The organism is Acinetobacter dispersus (assembly GCF_009884975.1).
GTDB classification, from domain to species: domain Bacteria; phylum Pseudomonadota; class Gammaproteobacteria; order Pseudomonadales; family Moraxellaceae; genus Acinetobacter; species Acinetobacter dispersus.
On record NZ_CP041970.1, the window covers coordinates 2,613,328 to 2,632,786 of the forward strand.

Sequence of the window (19,459 nt, forward strand, 5' to 3'; positions counted from 1 at the left end):
TCTCTAGATATAATGCGTCATTCAATATTTTTTATTGTTGTTCATACATTGCCAAATACCCCCACTTACATCAGGTGATATTTGGCATCAAATCATCAGTTTATATCGACCAGTCCTGAATCTCCCAAGCCTGCTCTTGAGCCAGGGCTTCTAAACGATCATCAGGGTTTACTGCAATTGCATGCGTCGCATATTCCAACAGGAAACGATCATTGATTGAATCTGAATATGCCCATGACTCTGTAACTGATCGTCCATCTAACCATTGATCTAAACGTGCGAGCTTGCCTTTTTGATAACACGGAATCCCTGTCACCTTGCCTGTATATTGACCATCGATCACTTCTGCATTGGTGGCAATAATTTCTGTAATACCAAATTCACGGAAAATCGGTGCAGTAATAAAATCACTGGTCGCTGTAATGCCAACCAGCTCATGACCAAGGGCTTGATGTCTTTTAATTGCCTCAAAACCTTTGGGACGCATTTGTGGACGAATGACTTTCTGCATAAACAACTGATGTAACTCAGTTAAATAGTTATTATCGTGCTTGGTTAGAAATTGAAAGACAAATTCATTATAGGCAATCGGGTCAAGTTGCCCTGCTTTATAGTCTTCATAGAACTTATCATTCATTTGACGATGATGAACTGGATCAACCAAACCTTCATTGACCAAAAATTCACCCCAAGAGTGATCAGAGTCAGTATTTAACAGGGTGTGATCTAAATCAAACAAAGCCAATTGCATAGAATTTCTCGTTTAAACTGAAAATTAAGAAAAAAAATGTAAATCTATCACCGCTAGTCGATAGAAATTCGTTAAGATCATAGCAATTTTTAAACATTTTACTTTGACCTTTTTCGAGTTGGACAAAAGAGTGACTGTCCCCGAGATCAAAGTCAACGATATAGACAAAATTTAGGTAGCCAAATGATCGACTCAGAAGGTTTCCGACCCAACGTCGGGATCATTTTGGCAAACGATGACGGACAAGTTTTATGGGCAAAACGCATTGGTCACAATGCTTGGCAATTTCCACAAGGAGGAATCCAATTTGGAGAAACCCCTGAACAGGCACTTTTTCGTGAACTGAGAGAAGAAGTCGGTTTATTGCCCGAACACGTCCAAATTATAGCGCAAACAAAAGGTTGGCTGCGTTATCGTTTGCCACATCGGTACATTCGGTCAGATTCAGATCCGGTATGTATTGGACAAAAGCAGAAATGGTTTTTACTGAAGTTAACGGCCTCGCCTCATCATATTCAGTTAAACCTATCAGACCCACCCGAGTTCGATGAATGGCAATGGGTGAGTTACTGGTACCCATTGGGTCAAGTGGTCAACTTCAAACGTGATGTTTACCGTAAAGCCATGATGGAATTATGTTTACAACTACCTCAGCGCTAATTGTCATGAAATCATCATTTTAAGCAATGATTTTTGGCTACAGAGCTGTTATAACTAGGCCTATAACGATTCAATAAATTGGAGTAAACATCCATGTCAAACATGCAACTCGACACGCTTAGACGCATTGTGCAAGAAATCAATGCGTCCGTCAGTTTGCATGATTCCTTGGACATTATGGTCAATCATGTGGCCGATGCCATGCATGTGGATGTCTGCTCGATTTATTTATTGGACGAACGCAATCGCCGCTATGTATTAATGGCCTCTAAAGGTCTAAAACCTGAAGCAGTTGGTGCAGTATCACTCAGTGTGGGTGAAGGTTTGGTCGGTCTCGTTGGACAACGTGAAGAAATCGTTAACTTAGACAATGCACCAAAACATGAACGCTTCGCCTATTTACCTGAAACTGGTGAAGAACTGTTCAACTCATTCCTTGGCGTTCCAGTGATGTATCGCCGTAAGGTGATGGGTGTCTTGGTTGTTCAAAATAAAGAATCGCAAGACTTTAGCGAAGCGGCTGAATCATTCTTGGTTACACTCTGTGCGCAACTTTCAGGGGTTATTGCCCATGCACATGCGGTGGGAAATATTGATGTTTTCCGCAAACCGAGCAATGGCCCTAGCTATAAAACCTTCCAAGGTGTTTCTGGTGCAGGCGGTGTCGCTTTAGGTCGTGCCATCGTACTCTATCCTCCTGCTGATCTTGCTGCGATTCCAGATCGTGAAGCAGAAGATATCAGCGATGAATTGGAATTATTGGATCAAGCCATCGCTGCGGTACGTTTGGAGATTCAATCTCTAGATGAAAAAATGCAAGATTCATTGATGTCTGAAGAACGCGCCTTATTTAGCGTATTCTTAAGAATGCTTGATGAAAATGCTTTGCCAAGCGAAATCAAAGACCATATTCGTGCAGGCAGTTGGGCACAAGGTGCGGTACGTAAAGTCATCGATAAACATGTTGCACTATTTGCACAAATGGAAGATGACTATCTACGTGAGCGCGTCTCAGATCTCAAAGATCTCGGTCGTCGAATTCTGGCTTGCTTGCAAGAAAATGATACCAGTCACCGTGAACTCAGTCCTGACAGTATTTTAATTGGCGAAGAAATCAGTACAGCAGCATTGGTTGAATTACCCGTCGATAATATTGCTGCAATTGTCACCTCTGAAGGTGCTGCCAACTCACATATGGTGATTGTGGCACGTGCACTGGGTATTCCAACCGTGGTGGGTGTGACCGAGTTACCCATTACTACACTCGATGATATTGAGATGATTGTCGATGCTTATCAAGGGCGTATCTTCGTCAATCCACCTCGCCGCTTACGCCAGCGTTATAAAGAAGTTCAAAAAGAAGAAGAGCAAATTGCCAAAGATTTAAAGCAATACGAAACCAAAGATGCAATTACCCCTGATGGTGTGTCAGTTCCTTTGTTCGTAAATACAGGTCTGATGATTGATGTGGTTCGTGGCGTACAACGTGGTGCCAAAGGCGTTGGTCTGTATCGTAGTGAAATTCCATTCATGCTACGTGAACGCTTTCCTGGCGAAGAAGAGCAACGTGCCATTTACCGTCAACAGCTCAGCCATTTTGCCAATAAACCCGTAATTATGCGTACCCTCGATATTGGTGCGGATAAAGACTTACCTTATTTCAGTATTGAAGAAGAAAACTCAGCATTAGGCTGGCGTGGCTTACGCTTTACACTGGATCATCCAGAAATTTTCTCTGCACAAATCCGTGCCATGCTCAAAGCCAGTATCGGCCTGAATAATTTGCATATCTTGTTGCCAATGGTAACCAGTGTCAGTGAAGTTGAAGAAGTTCTATATCTGTTGGAGCGTGACTGGATCGCAGTACAAGAAGAAGAACAGGTCAAGATTACCAAACCGAAAATCGGCATTATGGTTGAAGTACCGAGTGTTCTATTACAAATTGATGAGTTTTCCGAACTGGTTGATTTCTTCTCGGTCGGTTCCAACGATTTAACCCAATATTTATTGGCAGTTGATCGAAATAATCCTCATGTCGCCAACGTCTATTCACATTTCCATCCTTCTATCCTGCGTGCCTTAAAACGTTTGGTACAGGACTGCCATGAGCATCAAAAACCAGTCAGTATCTGTGGTGAAATGGCAGGTGATCCATTATCAGCTATTCTCCTGATGGCAATGGGTTTTAATACCCTGTCGATGAGTTCTAGTAATATTCTAAGAGTACGCAAAGCGATTTGTCATGTCCCAATGAGTGATGCCAAAAAACTCTTAGATGATGTTCTACAAATGAATAACCCATTGGTCATTAAAAGCTGGCTCGAACATTATTTTAGAACCCACGGTTTGGCCGATATGGTTAAATCAAATCGTATGCTCAATGTCTAAACCAGACATTTGCAGATAAGATCAAACATAAAAAAGGGCGACTCTTTCAACAAGATCGCCCTTTTTCAATATATCTGTTTATTTTGCTGGGCGTAGGTAAATCTGTTGTTTAGCGCCATTCAACGTCACGTTCGGAAATTTACGATCATAATCGATCACAATCGCATCTTTACCAGTCAAATTCTTGGCATCTGATTCCCAAGTCACGTAATACTTGATATTTGCATCCTCTCGAACTGAGGGTTGAATAAGCTTACGATGATCTGCTGGCACAGTAAAATCAACTACAAATGGCACCTGAGAGATCTGAACTTTTTTCTGTTGAATCAACGTCGCTGGAACATCGGCGATCTGACTGTCCACCGCATACAAACTTACGGTACCCTGCTGTGGCGTTACCGCATAATTACCTTGTCCTACAAACTCAACATTCAATGAGTTGGCTTTAGCCTCATCTTTTTGTGGCATGGAAGTACAACCTGCTAAAACAGTTAAAGACAATCCGAAACTTAATGCTAACTTTTTCATTTTTTTAATCTCTTAAAACATAAGCACAAAATAACATAGCAAATATTAAAATCCTGAGGATTTACATATCTCCAACTTAGTCTTTATGTTCAGAAACCTAACTCACATAGAGTAAAATATCTCATGTTTAAAATGCTGCTCAAACAGCATTGGAGATATGAAAAAATAATTCTAGAGCACTATTTAAGATCTTTTACACAACTCCAACAGGTAGAAATCACCTTCCTTTAACCTAAATTCTCAGATTTTTACTTTTTAAAAATCGGGTTGGTCCTCGTTTTTATTTAATCCAACTAAAACAGTAAGTCTTTATTTTTTCATTAGCTTTTATCTTTTTTTAACAAATCTAACATTCAAAACAACGCAGTTCATATTTAAGATTTAGACAGCTTCAATCGAATAAAGCATTTATGACATCAACTTTAATCCATTGGAAAAAAAGCTTTCATCAACCTAGAGTAAAAATACAAAGGCTGAGCTTAATCATTGCAAATCACATTTAGGCATCTGAAATTTCGATACCCAATTGATGAGTGATATGGCGAAGCATTCATATCTTAGAACGGTCCAATAGTTGAGATGATCTCACTCACAGGTCATCTTAATGGAGATAGAACATGAGCCAAGACGATAAAAAATGTCCTTATAGCCACTTAACCACTGATTTTGGTGCCCCTGTCGTTGATAACCAAAACAGTATGACCGCAGGAGCTAGAGGACCATTATTAGCCCAAGATTTATGGCTAAATGAAAAACTTGCCAACTTTGTTCGTGAAGTCATTCCTGAGCGTCGTATGCATGCCAAAGGTTCAGGTGCATTTGGCACGTTCACGGTCACCCATGATATTACTCAATATACTCGCGCGAAAATCTTTAGTGAAATCGGTAAAAAAACCGAAATGTTTGCGCGCTTTACCACGGTTGCAGGTGAACGTGGCGCAGCAGATGCGGAGCGAGACATCCGTGGTTTTGCCTTAAAATTTTATACTGAAGAAGGTAACTGGGACATGGTCGGGAACAATACCCCTGTGTTCTTCTTACGTGATCCTCGTAAATTCCCAGATTTAAACAAAGCGGTAAAACGCGACCCTAAAACTAACATGCGTAGTGCAACCAATAACTGGGATTTCTGGACATTACTTCCAGAAGCATTACACCAAGTGACCATCGTGATGTCTGATCGTGGTATCCCTTCAAGCTACCGTCATATGCATGGTTTTAGTAGCCATACCTATAGCTTCATTAATGCCGCCAATGAGCGTTTCTGGGTGAAATTCCACTTTAGAACGCAACAAGGGATTAAAAACTTAACCGATGCAGAAGCTGGCGAATTGGTGGGTCAAGATCGTGAAAGTCATCAACGTGATTTGTTCGATGCGATTGAACGTAAAGACTATCCAAAATGGACGCTTTTCGTACAAATCATGCCAGAGCAAGATGCCGAGAAAGTTCCGTATCACCCATTTGACTTAACCAAGGTTTGGCCTCACGGCGACTACCCATTAATTGAAGTTGGTGAATTCGAACTAAATCGTAATTCAGAAAACTTCTTCTTAGATGTAGAACAATCTGCTTTTGCACCAAGTAACTTGGTACCTGGTATCAGTGTTTCACCAGACCGTATGTTACAAGCGCGTTTATTTAACTATGCCGATGCTCAACGCTACCGCCTTGGTGTGAACTACCAACAAATTCCAGTCAATGCCGCACGTTGCCCTGTACATAGTAACCACCGCGATGGTCAAGGTCGTATCGACGCCAACTATGGTGGCTTACCACATTACGAGCCAAACAGCTTCGGTCAATGGCAAGAGCAACCTCAATACAAAGAGCCACCATTGAAAATTAATGGCGATGCTGATTTCTGGGATTATCGTGAAGATGACAATGACTATTTCAGTCAGCCACGTGCATTGTTTGAATTGATGACACCTGAACAACAACAAGCACTGTTTGGTAATACCGCACGTGCGATGGGTGATGCTTTAGACTTCATCAAATATCGCCACATCCGTAACTGCTATGCTTGCCATCCAGCTTATGGTGAAGGTGTTGCTGCAGCACTAGGACTTACTGTTGCAGATGCTCAGGCAGCACGTGAAACCGATCCAGCCCGTCATTTACCAAGTTTCCTATAAGCTTTGAAATGCTAAAACAAAAGTCATCCTCGGATGGCTTTTTTTATGGAATTGGGTGACAATTTATTCAAAACAGCATCAGAAAAATAACCATGCCAAAACCATTACAGCAACTGATTCAAACCAATAACATCATCTTGTTTGATGCTGAGTGTGTGCTGTGCTCGGCATGGGCTGATTTTATGATCAAACATGATGTTGAGTATCTGTTCAAACTGGCCTCTGTTCAATCCAATGTCGGACAGCAACTCCTTGCCTATTGCCATCTCCCTACTGATCATTTTGAAACAATGGTGTTACTGGAAAATGGTCAATGTTATACCGAATCGACCGCATTTCTACGCATCATGCATCAGCTAGACTCCCCTTACGCCAGTTTAAAATATGCGCGTGTTATCCCTAAACTGGTACGTGATTTCGCTTATCGTCGTATTGCGCTTAATCGTTATCGCCTATTTGGTAAAACCGAACAATGCTATCGCGTCACACCTGAAACTCAGCAGCATTTTCTATTGGATGAGGTCTTAACATGAATAGAGAGAACCAGACTATTCAACAGATCTTAAGGTTTTGTCAGCTAATTATTGCAGTGCTCTGGATTTATCAGGGACTGATTCCCAAATTAATTTTTCAGGTACAAGATGAGCAATATGTTTGGCAGCAACTCGATGTGCCTATGCCTTATATTACATGGATGATTTCACTGTCGGGCATTGCCGAAATCATTTTTGGTAGTTTGTTTTTATTTTTAACTCACAAGTATTTACATTGGCTCAGCATCATCAGTTTGATTGGCTTATTTATTTTCGTCTTGTTGATTTATCCCGAAAAAATCTATCAGGCTTTCAATCCTGTGGTCATGAATATTGCACTTGCGAGCCTTTCTGTGATTTCACTATGCTGTATCAACGCACTTCAAAATGCTAAGCACGAATAAAGTGCCCTTCACGGATACAATAAAACGGATTCACCAATTTTGAAGAGGATTTCATGGCTTGTTGGAGTTCATGCTCGGGGGCATCACGATCTTCGTCCGTCAGTTGAAAGGTTCGATAATGAATCGCCAAAGAACGGTGGGCATGTAAATCGAGATGTGCATGAAACGCATCTTGTGGATTCATATGTACATAGCGCATCAGCATGCGTGGTTCATAAGCACCTATCGGCAATAACGCCACACGTGCATCACCATAACGCTCATGGATTTGTTTAAAGTGCGTGGAATAGCCTGTATCCCCAGCAAAGAAGCAATGTCCTGTTTTAGCAACTAAAGAAAAACCACCCCACAGTGCTCTATTTTGATCACGTACACCTCGTCCAGAAGTATGTTGCGCAGGTGTATAAGCGATCTTCAACTCATCATGAAACGGAATCTCCTGCCACCAATCCATTTCAATCACATGTAAATGTTTAGGTAGGTAATAACCATTACCCAAGCCTGTATAAATCGGCATTTCAAATTTTTGATGCAACCATTCTAAAGTTGCCAAATCCATATGATCATAATGATTATGGCTCAACAACACGCCATGAATTGTTGGAAGATGTTCCAAAGCAATCCCCGCTGGACACACTCGACGTGGTCCATTGCCCTGTTTGGGGCTGACATATTCACACCAAACTGGATCAGTTAGAAAATTATAGGGGCCGATTTGAATTAACACCGTCGCATGCCCAACAAACCAGATTTGCCAATCATTGAGATCTGCATGGGGACGGTTTTGGGGAAGCTCCAGCATGTGATTTCGCATATTCCATTCATGCGAGCGATCTACCGTCCAAGTCGATGATTGGCGTGTAGCCAGCCATTTTAATAGACCTTTACGATCAAAAGGTGTGAGCGGTTTCTGCAAATTATAGAAACGATCTATTCCACAATGATCAGAGGCCTCATGTGGAAAAGGAGGTTTCCCCCAAGTATGGCTCAAGCAAGATTGTGTCGGCAATTGGTAAGTTAATGTCGGCTTATCTTTCATGTACGTCTTCTTTGGTGGAATCTCATCGCATGAGGTGGGTAATATTTATCCCTTCAGATCATGAATCTTATTTAACGCGACCCATTCAAATCATGATGATTTTTCAGGATTCCCGTCTTATTCTAGATTCATAAAATCGGTCTTTGATCCTAACATAAGCTTATTAGTTATGCTGATTTTCTGATGCAGAGTCAACACAATTTTACCGAACTAATAAACCGTGCTGACAATTCAGGCCAATCTGTAAGCATGAGTTTTTTATCTTTTTTTACATTTTATGGAAAAGCATATTGTATATAAAATCACCTTGGCTATAATGCGCCAATAGCATGGTGTTCTCATCACTAAAACTACAAAAACTGTTAGACACCTTTGGACCAGCCTTATGGAATTACGTCATTTACGCTATTTCATTACCGTTGCTGAAGAGCTCAGTTTCAGTAAAGCAGCGCTTAAATTACACACGGCACAACCCTCTTTAAGCCAGCAGATTAAAGATCTTGAAGATGAAGTGGGCGTTCAGCTTTTGCATCGGACCAAACGAAAAGTTGAATTGACTGATGAAGGACAAGTTTTTTTAGAGCAAGCCCGTTTAACTTTGACGCAGGCAGATAAAGCCGTGACCATGGCACGACAGGTTGCTGCCGCCAAAGTACTATGCTTAAGAATTGGTTTTGTCCCTTCTGCTGAAATTCGTATTTTCCCTTATATCTTGCCACGTTTGAGAGTCCGACTACCTAAGTTACAAATTCGCAGCCTCAATCTCAAAGAAAGCGATCAAATCAACCTACTTAAAAAAGGCGATTTAGATGTTATTTTTATTAATCAAAAATTTGAAAATGAGACCTTCTCCAGTCAACTGGTATTAAAAGAACCTTTGGTACTGATGCTGCCCAAGCAACATCCGCTTGCCCAATACTCAGAAATCACCACTACTCAATTACAGGGTGCGATTTTAACCATACTGACCCACAAGCTCTCTCAACCCTTGGCACGAACCATTACGCAATACATTAAACAGCAGCAGATTCACTTTCAAAGTATTGATGAGGCCAATACGATTGGCGAAGCGATTCAAGCAGTTCATTCAGGGCACAGTTGTGCCATTTTACCAGCTTATATCCAAGCTTTGGCCACTGATCAAATTGTGGTACGGCCACTGAATCATGCTCTGCCCCATTTAGATGTTTTTATGAGTTACCAAAAACTTAAATCCAGCATAGCAACACAGCAATTTTTGGAGGAAATTCGGCAGGTATTTGGCTTAGAAAGCCAGCTTGATCCGAAATAAAATCAAACAAATAAAAAAGCCGAGTTACTCGGCTTCCTTATTCTTTAAGCAGATACTATTGGCTTAGGCATTGCTAAAAAATGCAGCGAATTTTTGATAACTTGGTCGCTGTTTAATGTTTTCTAAATAGTGCTCAATCGCAGGATGAGACTGAATATCCCCCATCTTAAGCTGCCAAAATAACATCGCAGCAACCGTCACATCTGCAGCAGTAAACTGCTTCCCACATAAATAAGGATCAACTTCACTCAGTCCTTGCACAAAGGCATTATAGGCATCGTGGTAATCACCATATCCAACTGAACCTTTCTGATCGGGCTTCACCTCAACCCCAAGCATTTTATTGGTTGAAGCGGCTTCCCAAGGCCCAGAAATGAAGAATAACCAACGATAATAGACACCGCGTTTTGGATCATTGAGTGCGGGTGCCAAGCCTTTATCTGCAAATTTATCGGCTAAATAAGCACAAATTGCATCTAGCTCATAGACAACAACATCGCCATCAACAAGAACAGGTACTTTGCCAAATGGATTAATTTTTAAATATTCAGGTGCTTTCATCTCAGTTTGAAAAGCAACCTCGATACGTTCGCATTCAATGCCAAGCTCGATCAGTAACCAGTCAACAACGACGCCACGCGAAAAACTATTGGTATAAAGTTTAAGTGCCATTTTGATATTTCCTTGGTGAGTTATTCTTATTTCAATGTAATTGTTTTGATTGTCAGTTTTTGTCAGTAGTCTCACGGCACATTTCCTGTGCCCACCACTGTTGGAATAATTGCTGTTTGAATTGAGGATAAAGCTCCTGACTTAAGCTCAGCGCTCGAATCCGATCAATACGGAAGTGACGAAAACTTTTACGTAGCTCACACCATGCCGCCAATACGATTCGATCATTAAAATAACCTAGCGCAAATGGCCACAAAATACGAGAACTTACCCGTTGTTGTTCGTCGGCATAATCTACGGTAATTTTTAACTGCTGACGGATCGCCAAACGCACTTGCTCAACTAGAGTTTCATCAACTGGTAACCAGACATTGATGGATCTTAAAGTGGTTTGTTCAAGTTGATGCTGACAATGCTCAGGCAGTACCGCATTGAGTTTTGCCAATACTGAAGTTGAAGCCGATTTCAAAGCCAAATCAGGAATATCACTCAACCAATTCAGTGCTAAAAAAATCGCTTCGATCTCGGTTTCATTCAGCGTCATCGGTGGAAGCAGAAAATCTTGTTTCAGTTGAAACCCTAATCCAGCGGCAGCATCAATACAAACACCCTGCTCTCGCAAAGTTTCGATATCACGATAGACGCTGCGCTGGCTAATCTGTAAACGCTCTGCCAACACCTGCGCGGTCACAGGATAGCGATATTCTCTAAGTAGCTGTAATAAATTGAGCAAACGGATTGAACGACTCATATGGTCCCTATTGTTATTATGGATGATGGGAATGCAAACACTCCCATCATTGTCGTTTCATATGATTTAGATGAATTAACTCTCGGTCAAAGCAGCCACATTCAGCACACTTTACAAAGCTTTGTGTAGATCCTGCACATCATGCGCGATCGCCAGAGGTTGATATTGCAGTAAGGTTTCAATGCTATGCACACCATAACTCACACCAATACGCGGCATATTGAGATTACGAGCCATTTCTAGATCATAACTGGTATCACCTACCATAACAGCACGATCAGCAGTGACATCCATCTCGGCAAGAATTTCCTGCAACATCAATGGATCAGGTTTAGATTTGGTTTCACTTGCTGCACGGGTAATATCAAAGATCTCATCACTATTGGTTTGTGCCAAAACCCGATCTAAACCTTTACGGCTTTTGCCTGTTGCCACAGCCAGCTTTAAACCTTGCTGTTTTAGATCTGCGAGTAACTCTGCAACACCACTAAACCATGCATCCCCTTTGGAGTTTGCCACATAGTGATCCGCATAACATTGCAAAATGTCTTGCTGTAAATGCGGAACTTGTGGAAACAAGATTTGCATCACTTCAGGCAAACCTAAACCAATAATACTTTTTGCCGCGTCGTCCGTCAGGGGTTGTTCAAACTGTTGTGCCGCATATTGCAGGCTTGCCACGATTTGCCCAACCGAATCAAATAAAGTGCCATCCCAGTCGAAAATCACTAACTCGATATTTTGACTCATTTCTGCTTTCTCAACTGATCGATCACCTGTTGCATGTCTTCAGGCATTGGCGCTTCAATGCTTGGATAGTTTGGAATGTCTAAGCGCATCGCATGTAGACACAAACGACGTGCCTCTGGACCTGCATATGGCGTGTTGTGACCATACTTATCATCCCCAACTAAAGGATGACCAATACTTAAACCATGCACACGAATTTGATGGGTACGACCTGAAAGCGGCGAAGCATGTACCAAAGTAGCCGATTTAAATCGCTCAACCACTTTCCAGTTGGTCTTGCTTGGCTTGCCTTCTTTGGTCACACGCACACGACGTTCGCCATTAGCCAACTCATAACGCAATAATGGCGCATCAATCAATTGCTGATCCAGACTAACTTGCCCTTTGACAATTGCAGCATAAGTTTTTTGAATTTTATGCTCGCGCAGTAAATCCTGTAGCAATTTTAAGGTACTGCGTTTTTTACTGATCATGACCAAACCTGAGGTATCACGGTCAATACGGTGAATCAGTTCCAAGTATTTTTTACCTGTCGCGACACGTAGAGCTTCAATTAAGCCATAAGCCACACCACTGCCACCATGTACAGCGATCCCTGAAGGTTTATTGATCACCAACAAGCCTTCGTCTTCATAGACCACACGGCTCAGTAAGCTTTGTGCCACATCATCACTCACCGGTACATCAGATTCATCTTTTTGTTCGTAACGAATTGGAGCGACACGAATTTGGTCACCAATGCTCAAACGTGTTTCTGCTTTTATTCTTTTTTTATTAACGCGTACTTGCCCTTCACGAATTAAGCGATAAATGCGACTTTTTGGAACACCTTTTAATCGGGTAAATAAAAAATTATCTATTCGCTGCCCTTCTTGATGTTCATCCACGTCAAACCAAGTGACACTTTGCCATTGCTGTGTAGAATTCATACGCTCGATTAATCCAAGATTTGTTAAATATGATTAAAAATTGATCATTTAGCTAAGTTATTTCACAAGAAACCTAAACTTAGCCCATAGGCAGATGCTGCAAGGTTTGATATATTCAGCGCACGGATACCACCGTAAGTGAGCATCAAATCAAAAATTTTATTTAGATAAAATTTTAAATCGATGAGATATTCACCAACAACTCGGATAGGTCCTAAAGAATTATGCCGACGCCGAAGGCTTATTATATCGGCAAAATGGCAAACTGTTGCGTTTAATTGTGCATCTGCACATACAGTTTGTTCAGAAAAAATATGTCGCCAGCAATTTGCTGGTTATTAAACGTAAACTGATCCACATCAGACAATTTGCTCCCTGATGTCGCATTCAGGCTAAAGCGTTGATGCATTGGAACTGCTAAGCAGAGATACGATGATCATTCCGTATCAAGACTTCCAGATGGATCGACTTCAATGCTTAATGACAGTGAAAGTCACCATCCAATGCACCGCTCACCCGCCAGTGAAGCGTACAGGAAACTTTGATTATGTCGGATCTAGTGATATTTCACAGATGTAAGACATACATGAAATATCAACGGATTCAAGATCGAAGCAGTATTGCTGACATCGAAGTAACCGTATCAAAACCCAGCTGGATATTTACAGTCAGTGGTTTCAGAGCTTCCTACACAAAGTTGCTTCTGAGTCTTGATCGCGCCAATTTGATGTCTGCTCAAAAATATTGAGCTTGTTGTTTGTGTGCATCACTATTAGGTGTCACACCCATGAAACGTATGTTGATTAATGCAACCCACGCAGAAGAAGTTCGCGTTGCACTTATCACTGGTAATCGTCTTTACGATTTCGATTTAGAGAATCGTACACGCGAACAAAAAAAATCAAATATCTATAAAGGTCATGTCACTCGCGTTGAACCGTCTTTAGAAGCGGTTTTCGTTGAGTACGGCGCACAGCGTCAAGGCTTTTTATCGATGCGAGAAATTGCAAACTCGTACTTCAAAGCTGACCCTCGTCAAACCTCAAATATTCGTGAACTCATCACTGAAGGCACTGAATTACTGGTTCAAGTTGAAAAAGAAGAGCGTGGCAATAAAGGTGCTGCCCTATCTACTTTTATCTCACTTGCAGGCCGTTATTTGGTCCTCATGCCAAACAATCCAAAAGGTGGTGGTATTAGCCGTCAGATTTCTGGTTCAGTTCGTGAAGAATTGAAAGAAATTTTAGCGTCTTTAAATCTACCACGTGGCATGAGCGTCATCGTTCGTACCGCAGGGATTGGCCGTACTCAAGAAGAGCTTCAACTCGACTTGCAACATCTGCTTGACCTTTGGGCACAAATCCAAGGTTCAGCAAGTTCAGGCCCATCACCAATGCTAGTTCATCAAGAAGCTGGTGTAGTGACGCGTGCGATTCGTGATTATTTACGCGATGACGTTGCTGAGATTCTGATTGATAGCGAGCAAGCCTACAACGAAGCGTATAACTTCGTAAAAGCAGTGATGCCGCGTCAACTCGACAAATTAAAAACCTATACATTGAATGAGCCTTTATTTGCTCATTTTGGTATCGAAAGCCAAATCCAAACTGCGTATGAGCGTGAAGTAAAACTTCCATCTGGCGGTTCAATCGTGATTGATCAAACCGAAGCACTGGTATCAATTGATATCAACTCGGCAAAATCAACACGTGGCCATGATGTTGAAGAAACTGCGCTCAATACCAACTTAGAAGCTGCCGAAGAAATTGCACGTCAACTTCGTTTACGTGATATCGGTGGTTTAGTCGTGATCGATTTTATCGACATGACCAAAGACCGTAACCAACGTATGGTTGAAGCGAAATTACGGGAAGCAACTCAAAGCGATCGCGCACGTATTCAATTCGGTCAACTGTCACGTTTTGGCCTCATGGAAATGAGTCGTCAACGCCTACGTCCTTCTTTAGAAGAAGCGACTGGCTACGTATGCCCACGCTGTCATGGCACAGGCATGGTACGTGACTTACGTTCACTGTCACTTTCGATTATGCGTAAGGTTGAAGAAATCGCTTTACGTGAGCGTCAAGGTGAAGTTCAAGTCGAAGTCCCTGTTGAAATTGCAGCATTCTTGTTGAATGAAAAGCGTCACAGCCTGGTTTACCTTGAGCAAACTTCGAATGTTCGTGTGACAGTATTGCCTCACCCACATTTAGAAACTCCACATTATCAAATCCAGTTCAATCCAGACGGTTTTGCACCTTCTAGTTATGAACGTACAGAAGCAACCCGTTCAAGTGAAAAAGAACTGGGTTATGAATCTTCTGACTGGCATTTAGAAGATGCAGAGCACCACCATGCTGCACCAACACAAAATAATGCAGCACCACAAAAGAAAGCGGCACAACAACACGCTGCTCAAGCAAAACAACCACAAGCAACGACACAAAAGTCAGCAAGTCCTTGTGCATGGTTAGAAAACTTATTTGTTCAAAAACAAGCACAAACCACTGACCAAGCACGTTCTGCACAAAATGCAGCAGCAGCCATTGAGCAAATGGTAAATAATGGTGCTGTAAGCCGTGGTCAATTTGGTCAAGTGAATGCACCTGCTGCCACCGAAGTCGCAGCACCAGCAGCAAACAATGCTTATATTTCGCAAAATCCTGTGAAACAAGAAGCTCGTGAGCAGTTTGATAAAGACGAGAAATCAAATCGTCCAAATCAAAATCAGAAGAAGCGTAAGCACAAAGAACAACGCGAGCAACACGCGCATGCACATGAACAACAAACTCAAGTGCATGAAGAAGTGGTACAGCTTTCACGCCAAGAACAGCGCCATGAGCAACGTGAGCTAAAACGTCAGCAAAAACGTCAACAACCTCAAGAATCACAAAACCAGCAACAGCACAACAATGATGCTGCGCATGGTAACGAGGCTGCACCGTTGCCACGTCGTGATCGTAATCAGCAACGTCCAAATCGCCCAAATCGTCATCGCGATCAAAGCGTATTGAATGAAGCTCCTGCTACAACTGAAGCACCAGCGAATCCGCAACAGGTGAAAGTTGATGTGGTAGATGCTCCACGTTCAGCACCAATGAACACTGCCCTAATCGTTAATATTGATCAAGGTCAAAGTGAAATTGTGGCTCTGAACTCGCAACAAGCACCTGCTTTGACACCTAAAGTTGAAGCTGCGGTTGTTGAAAAAGCTGAAACCGCACCTGTTGTTCAAGCAGAAAAAGCTGCCGTTGCTGAACAAGCACCTGCAACAGAAACTGCTCAAGCACCTGTAAAACGTGCAGCCAATGACCCACGTTCACGTCGTCGTCAACGTGGTGCTCAAGCAGCTCAAAAAGCAGCACCTAAAGTCGTTGTGGCACCCTCACAAATTCCGACTTTGGGTCAATACACTGTCAGCAGTTTGATTCGTCATGTCTATGGTGAAGATTGCACTATTCTCATTGACCAATTTGGCTTAATCACCACGTTTAACCGCGCACTACAAAAGTTTGCTGAACAATATGCAAACTCTTTAGTCGTGGAAACAACGGTTGAAGAAAATAAGCGTCCTGTCACACGTGATGCTGAACTTCCAAGCAAAAAAGTAGTGGAAGAAGCTGAACCAGCACCTGTGCTAGCACTTACACCACCAGAAGCAGCAGCAATTCGTGTTGCCAATGATCCGCGTGAACGTCGTCGTTTAGCGAAAATGGCAGCAGAGCAAGCGAAAGAAGCACATGTTGCCTCAAATGCAGCACCAGCTCCTGTGGAAAGCACTGAATCGAAAGAAGAAGTGAAACAAGCAGAAGATGCCGTTGTCGCAGAAGCAGCCGTAACTACTGCACCTGAGCAACAACCTTTAGAACTTGCCAGTACAGATGCTGTAGCAGAAGTTGCGCCAGTTGAGGCTGAAGCAGTTGAACCTGTTGTCACTGCTGAAGTTGAAACCGTAAGCGAGACGGTTGCAGAAGTTACCGAGCCTGCTCAAGCTGTTGAAAAAGCTGAACAAGCGACAACTTCGACAGAAGCAGAATTGGATGATGAAGCAGCGAAAGCGGAAAAAGAGAAATCTAGCCGCCCTCGTCGTCCACGTGGCCGTCCACCTAAAAAAGCCACAGCTGAGTGAGTAATTTGCTAAATTGCACTCAATAAGGCTAAGCCTAGTCATTTCGATGACTAGGCTTTTTTGTTATTTTGTCAAATTAGGTTGATTGCTCTAGGCACTTACCATTACAAAACAGCATTAACAAAATGGTGTGAATGGTTGTGTTCTAACGGATAGCCATTTCTTGGATTGATCGAAAAATAAATAGGATTGATATGAGCCAAACTACGCAGACCGATATTATTACCCTTGGTGATGTCGCAACTCGACTTCCTAACTTCATCACTAAAGTACCTCATATCCTCAATGGTCTTAAACAAGCATATTTGCGAACACCAACATCTCCTGCTGGTTTAGGTATTGCCTTTGAAAAAGCAGTCAAGCGTAACCCTCAAGGCATCGCACTGTTATTTGAAGATCAAAGCTATAGCTACCAAGCACTCAATGAATGGGCAAACCAAATTGCGCATTATTATTTATCGCTTGGTGCTAAAAAAGGCGATGTCATTGCAGTGATGGTTGAAAACCGTCCTGAACTTATTGCCTCTATCGTTGCATTGGCAAAAATTGGGGTGACAATTGCACTCGTCAATACCTCGCAAGTCGGTAAGGTACTCGCGCACAGTATTAATCTGGTCAATCCAATTGCGGTGATTGCAGGTGAAGAAGTTCGCGCTGCGATTGATGAAGCACGTCAAGACTTAAAAGTTGCTCAAGATCGTTTCCACTGGTTTGCCGATCAAGAAACCCGTAAAAATGCAGGGACTGCACCACAAGGTTACGTGAACCTTGCCCAACAAATTGATCAATTCCCCAAATTCAATCCATCGACCACGCGCACAGTGACAGGTAAAGATGGTTTGTTCTACATCTATACCTCAGGTACAACAGGCTTACCAAAAGCAGTAATTTTCACTCATAGTCGCTGGACGCTAGCTTATGGCACCTATGGTCACATTCTGAATTTAGGTAAAGATGATGTGATGTACGTGACTCTCCCGCTTTACCATGCGACGGGTGTCGTCGTATGTTGGTGTGGTGTGATTGCTGGCAGTGCAACACTTGCTGTTCGTCGTAAATATTCAACCAGTGCCTTCTGGAAAGATGTACAGAAATTCAATGCCTCTGCAATTGGTTATGTCGGTGAACTGTGTCGTTACCTGATTGATGCACCTGCAACAGAACAAGATCGTGCACACCGCGTCACCAAAATGATCGGTAACGGCATGCGTCCGAATATCTGGGGCAAGTTTAAAGAACGCTTTGGTGTCGAAGAAGTACTTGAACTTTATGCATCTAGCGAAGGTAACGTTGGTTTTAGCAACATCTTCAACTTTGACAACACCGTAGGCTTCTCTCCAACACCGTATGCAATCGTTGAATTCGACAAAGAGAAGAATGAATTAGTCCGCGATAAGAAAGGTCACTGTAAGAAAGTGAAAACAGGCGAAGTCGGTCTACTGATTGGTAAGATCACCAGCCGTTCACCATTCGATGGCTATACCGATCCTGAAAAGAACAAGTCTGTGATTTTGAAAGATGTGTTTACCCAAGGTGACTCATACTTCAATACTGGAGACTTGGTCCGCGACATAGGTTTCCGCCATGCACAGTTTGTGGATCGTCTAGGTGATACTTTCCGTTGGAAAGGTGAAAACGTTTCTACAACAGAAGTTGAAAACATGGTCTGCGAATATGAAAAGATCGTAGAGGCTGTGGTATACGGCGTAGAAATTCCAAATACCAATGGTCGTGCAGGTATGGCAGCGATCACTCTGGTCGATGGTGCAGAACTCAATGAAGCGGATTTAAGCAACATGGTTAATGTGTTTAAAAAATGCTTACCGTCTTATGCCATTCCCGTTTTCTTACGTGTTCAAGAGAAAGTAGAAACAACTGGGACATTTAAATACCAGAAGAATAAACTGAAAGAAGACTCATTTAATCCGAGTAAAACTTCTGAACGTTTACTGGTTTTATTACCAGGTGCAAGCAGCTATAGTGATGTAAATGCTGAGATCTTTGATAATATTCAAAGCTATCAATACCGTTTCTAGTTTATTTTTTAGCTAAATAAGAGGAAATCGTGCTTTTTATAAACAATCATGCACATGTTTTTGAATTTCCTCTTGTGTTAGCTGAATAAGTTGCTAGAATACGCAACATCAAAACGAAGACGCATTTAGAACAAATTAGTTTTTCTTGCGAAGCTTGTTGAAATACTTGCTTAGGGTCGTTAGCTCAGCTGGTAGAGCAGCGGACTTTTAATCCGTTGGTCCCGCGTTCGAATCGCGGACGACCCACCATCTAATGTTTTGAGAGTTTGTAAAATGTATTTTACAAACGCCTGTAAGAGGTTAAGCTACGGAAAATCATAGATTTTCTCTTGCGCTCAGGTAAAACGCTGTTTTACTTATCCTCGCTCAGGGTCGTTAGCTCAGCTGGTAGAGCAGCGGACTTTTAATCCGTTGGTCCCGCGTTCGAATCGCGGACGACCCACCAAATTCTAAAAAGCCT

16 protein-coding genes and 2 tRNA genes are annotated in these 19,459 nt (G+C 42.2%); 11 read left to right on the plus strand and 7 right to left on the minus strand.

All coding sequences use genetic code 11. The annotated features are described in order from the left end of the window. Positions 1-100 precede the first annotated feature (100 nt). Positions 101-751 (minus strand): HAD family hydrolase, encoded by a 651-nt coding sequence (locus tag FPL17_RS11975; RefSeq protein WP_151715525.1) that lies wholly within the window; start codon positions 749-751, stop codon positions 101-103. A gap of 183 nt (positions 752-934) precedes the next feature. On the opposite strand from FPL17_RS11975, the gene FPL17_RS11980 reads away from it, so the two are divergent. Both FPL17_RS11980 and ptsP read left to right on the plus strand, forming a co-directional pair. Continuing rightward, complete coding sequence (locus tag FPL17_RS11980) at positions 935-1,411, plus strand: RNA pyrophosphohydrolase (RefSeq protein WP_004656060.1); 477 nt, start codon at positions 935-937, stop codon at positions 1,409-1,411. Positions 1,412-1,504: 93 nt separating this feature from the next. Then, positions 1,505-3,799 carry a phosphoenolpyruvate--protein phosphotransferase gene (gene ptsP / locus FPL17_RS11985; RefSeq protein WP_005192157.1) on the plus strand — a complete coding sequence of 765 codons (2,295 nt, stop codon included), beginning with the start codon at positions 1,505-1,507 and terminating at the stop codon, positions 3,797-3,799. 78 nt (positions 3,800-3,877) lie between these two features. Here ptsP and FPL17_RS11990 read toward each other — a convergent pair whose 3' ends face one another. Continuing rightward, on the minus strand, positions 3,878-4,327 hold the full coding sequence (locus tag FPL17_RS11990; RefSeq protein WP_159885257.1) for a hypothetical protein: 450 nt from the start codon (positions 4,325-4,327) through the stop codon (positions 3,878-3,880). A gap of 617 nt (positions 4,328-4,944) precedes the next feature. On the opposite strand from FPL17_RS11990, the gene FPL17_RS11995 reads away from it, so the two are divergent. The 3 genes from FPL17_RS11995 (at position 4,945) to FPL17_RS12005 (ending at position 7,402) form a co-directional block, all read left to right on the plus strand. Continuing rightward, the gene (locus FPL17_RS11995; RefSeq protein WP_005192148.1) at positions 4,945-6,465 is read left to right on the plus strand and encodes a catalase; all 1,521 of its coding nucleotides are present in this window, start codon (positions 4,945-4,947) and stop codon (positions 6,463-6,465) included. Positions 6,466-6,557: 92 nt separating this feature from the next. Next, positions 6,558-6,998 carry a thiol-disulfide oxidoreductase DCC family protein gene (locus FPL17_RS12000; RefSeq protein ID WP_159885259.1) on the plus strand — a complete coding sequence of 147 codons (441 nt, stop codon included), beginning with the start codon at positions 6,558-6,560 and terminating at the stop codon, positions 6,996-6,998. Continuing rightward, complete coding sequence (locus FPL17_RS12005; RefSeq protein WP_005192142.1) at positions 6,995-7,402, plus strand: DoxX-like family protein; 408 nt, start codon at positions 6,995-6,997, stop codon at positions 7,400-7,402. The genes FPL17_RS12000 and FPL17_RS12005 overlap by 4 nt, the downstream gene beginning before the upstream one ends. On the opposite strand, the gene FPL17_RS12010 is transcribed toward FPL17_RS12005, so the two are convergent. Continuing rightward, entirely contained in the window at positions 7,389-8,441 is a 1,053-nt protein-coding gene (locus FPL17_RS12010; protein WP_005192140.1) for an MBL fold metallo-hydrolase, read from the minus strand. The genes FPL17_RS12005 and FPL17_RS12010 overlap by 14 nt on opposite strands. A 385-nt stretch (positions 8,442-8,826) precedes the next feature. On the opposite strand from FPL17_RS12010, the gene FPL17_RS12015 reads away from it, so the two are divergent. Then, positions 8,827-9,732, plus strand: coding sequence for a LysR substrate-binding domain-containing protein (locus FPL17_RS12015; RefSeq protein ID WP_159885261.1), 906 nt, complete (start codon positions 8,827-8,829; stop codon positions 9,730-9,732). Between the two features lie 63 nt (positions 9,733-9,795). Here the strand turns inward: FPL17_RS12015 and FPL17_RS12020 are convergent, their stop codons facing one another. The 4 genes from FPL17_RS12020 to FPL17_RS12035 form a co-directional block, all read right to left on the minus strand. After that, a complete protein-coding gene (locus tag FPL17_RS12020; RefSeq protein ID WP_159885263.1) occupies positions 9,796-10,404 on the minus strand; it encodes a glutathione S-transferase family protein in 609 nt (202 codons plus the stop codon). A 52-nt stretch (positions 10,405-10,456) separates the two neighbouring features. After that, on the minus strand, positions 10,457-11,155 hold the full coding sequence (locus FPL17_RS12025) for a helix-turn-helix transcriptional regulator (RefSeq protein WP_005192133.1): 699 nt from the start codon (positions 11,153-11,155) through the stop codon (positions 10,457-10,459). A gap of 111 nt (positions 11,156-11,266) precedes the next feature. Beyond that, on the minus strand, positions 11,267-11,905 hold the full coding sequence (locus tag FPL17_RS12030) for an HAD-IA family hydrolase (RefSeq protein ID WP_159885265.1): 639 nt from the start codon (positions 11,903-11,905) through the stop codon (positions 11,267-11,269). Then, positions 11,902-12,834, minus strand: a complete 933-nt coding sequence (locus tag FPL17_RS12035; RefSeq protein ID WP_159885267.1) for an RluA family pseudouridine synthase — start codon at positions 12,832-12,834, stop codon at positions 11,902-11,904. Before FPL17_RS12035 ends, FPL17_RS12030 begins: the two co-directional genes overlap by 4 nt. Positions 12,835-13,266: 432 nt before the next feature. Here FPL17_RS12035 and FPL17_RS18795 point away from each other — a divergent pair, with 432 nt between their 5' ends. The 5 genes from FPL17_RS18795 to FPL17_RS12060 all read left to right on the plus strand — a co-directional run bounded on the left by FPL17_RS18795 (position 13,267) and on the right by FPL17_RS12060 (position 19,444). Then, complete coding sequence (locus FPL17_RS18795; RefSeq protein WP_004637771.1) at positions 13,267-13,413, plus strand: hypothetical protein; 147 nt, start codon at positions 13,267-13,269, stop codon at positions 13,411-13,413. Between the two features lie 208 nt (positions 13,414-13,621). Continuing rightward, positions 13,622-16,963, plus strand: coding sequence for an Rne/Rng family ribonuclease (locus tag FPL17_RS12045; protein WP_159885269.1), 3,342 nt, complete (start codon positions 13,622-13,624; stop codon positions 16,961-16,963). A 194-nt stretch (positions 16,964-17,157) separates the two neighbouring features. Continuing rightward, complete coding sequence (locus FPL17_RS12050) at positions 17,158-18,999, plus strand: long-chain-acyl-CoA synthetase (RefSeq protein ID WP_159885271.1); 1,842 nt, start codon at positions 17,158-17,160, stop codon at positions 18,997-18,999. Between the two features lie 173 nt (positions 19,000-19,172). Continuing rightward, a tRNA-Lys gene (locus FPL17_RS12055) sits at positions 19,173-19,248 on the plus strand. Positions 19,249-19,368: 120 nt separating this feature from the next. After that, positions 19,369-19,444 (plus strand) — tRNA-Lys (locus FPL17_RS12060). Positions 19,445-19,459: the final 15 nt, after the last annotated feature.

Coding starts and splice junctions, on each gene's coding strand:
- FPL17_RS11975 (WP_151715525.1), bottom strand. CDS start 751: ATGCAATTGGCTTTGTTTGATTTAGATCACACCCTGTTAAATACTGAC.
- FPL17_RS11980 (WP_004656060.1), top strand. CDS start 935: ATGATCGACTCAGAAGGTTTCCGACCCAACGTCGGGATCATTTTGGCA.
- ptsP (WP_005192157.1), top strand. CDS start 1,505: ATGTCAAACATGCAACTCGACACGCTTAGACGCATTGTGCAAGAAATC.
- FPL17_RS11990 (WP_159885257.1), bottom strand. CDS start 4,327: ATGAAAAAGTTAGCATTAAGTTTCGGATTGTCTTTAACTGTTTTAGCA.
- FPL17_RS11995 (WP_005192148.1), top strand. CDS start 4,945: ATGAGCCAAGACGATAAAAAATGTCCTTATAGCCACTTAACCACTGAT.
- FPL17_RS12000 (WP_159885259.1), top strand. CDS start 6,558: ATGCCAAAACCATTACAGCAACTGATTCAAACCAATAACATCATCTTG.
- FPL17_RS12005 (WP_005192142.1), top strand. CDS start 6,995: ATGAATAGAGAGAACCAGACTATTCAACAGATCTTAAGGTTTTGTCAG.
- FPL17_RS12010 (WP_005192140.1), bottom strand. CDS start 8,441: ATGAAAGATAAGCCGACATTAACTTACCAATTGCCGACACAATCTTGC.
- FPL17_RS12015 (WP_159885261.1), top strand. CDS start 8,827: ATGGAATTACGTCATTTACGCTATTTCATTACCGTTGCTGAAGAGCTC.
- FPL17_RS12020 (WP_159885263.1), bottom strand. CDS start 10,404: ATGGCACTTAAACTTTATACCAATAGTTTTTCGCGTGGCGTCGTTGTT.
- FPL17_RS12025 (WP_005192133.1), bottom strand. CDS start 11,155: ATGAGTCGTTCAATCCGTTTGCTCAATTTATTACAGCTACTTAGAGAA.
- FPL17_RS12030 (WP_159885265.1), bottom strand. CDS start 11,905: ATGAGTCAAAATATCGAGTTAGTGATTTTCGACTGGGATGGCACTTTA.
- FPL17_RS12035 (WP_159885267.1), bottom strand. CDS start 12,834: ATGAATTCTACACAGCAATGGCAAAGTGTCACTTGGTTTGACGTGGAT.
- FPL17_RS18795 (WP_004637771.1), top strand. CDS start 13,267: ATGATCATTCCGTATCAAGACTTCCAGATGGATCGACTTCAATGCTTA.
- FPL17_RS12045 (WP_159885269.1), top strand. CDS start 13,622: ATGAAACGTATGTTGATTAATGCAACCCACGCAGAAGAAGTTCGCGTT.
- FPL17_RS12050 (WP_159885271.1), top strand. CDS start 17,158: ATGAGCCAAACTACGCAGACCGATATTATTACCCTTGGTGATGTCGCA.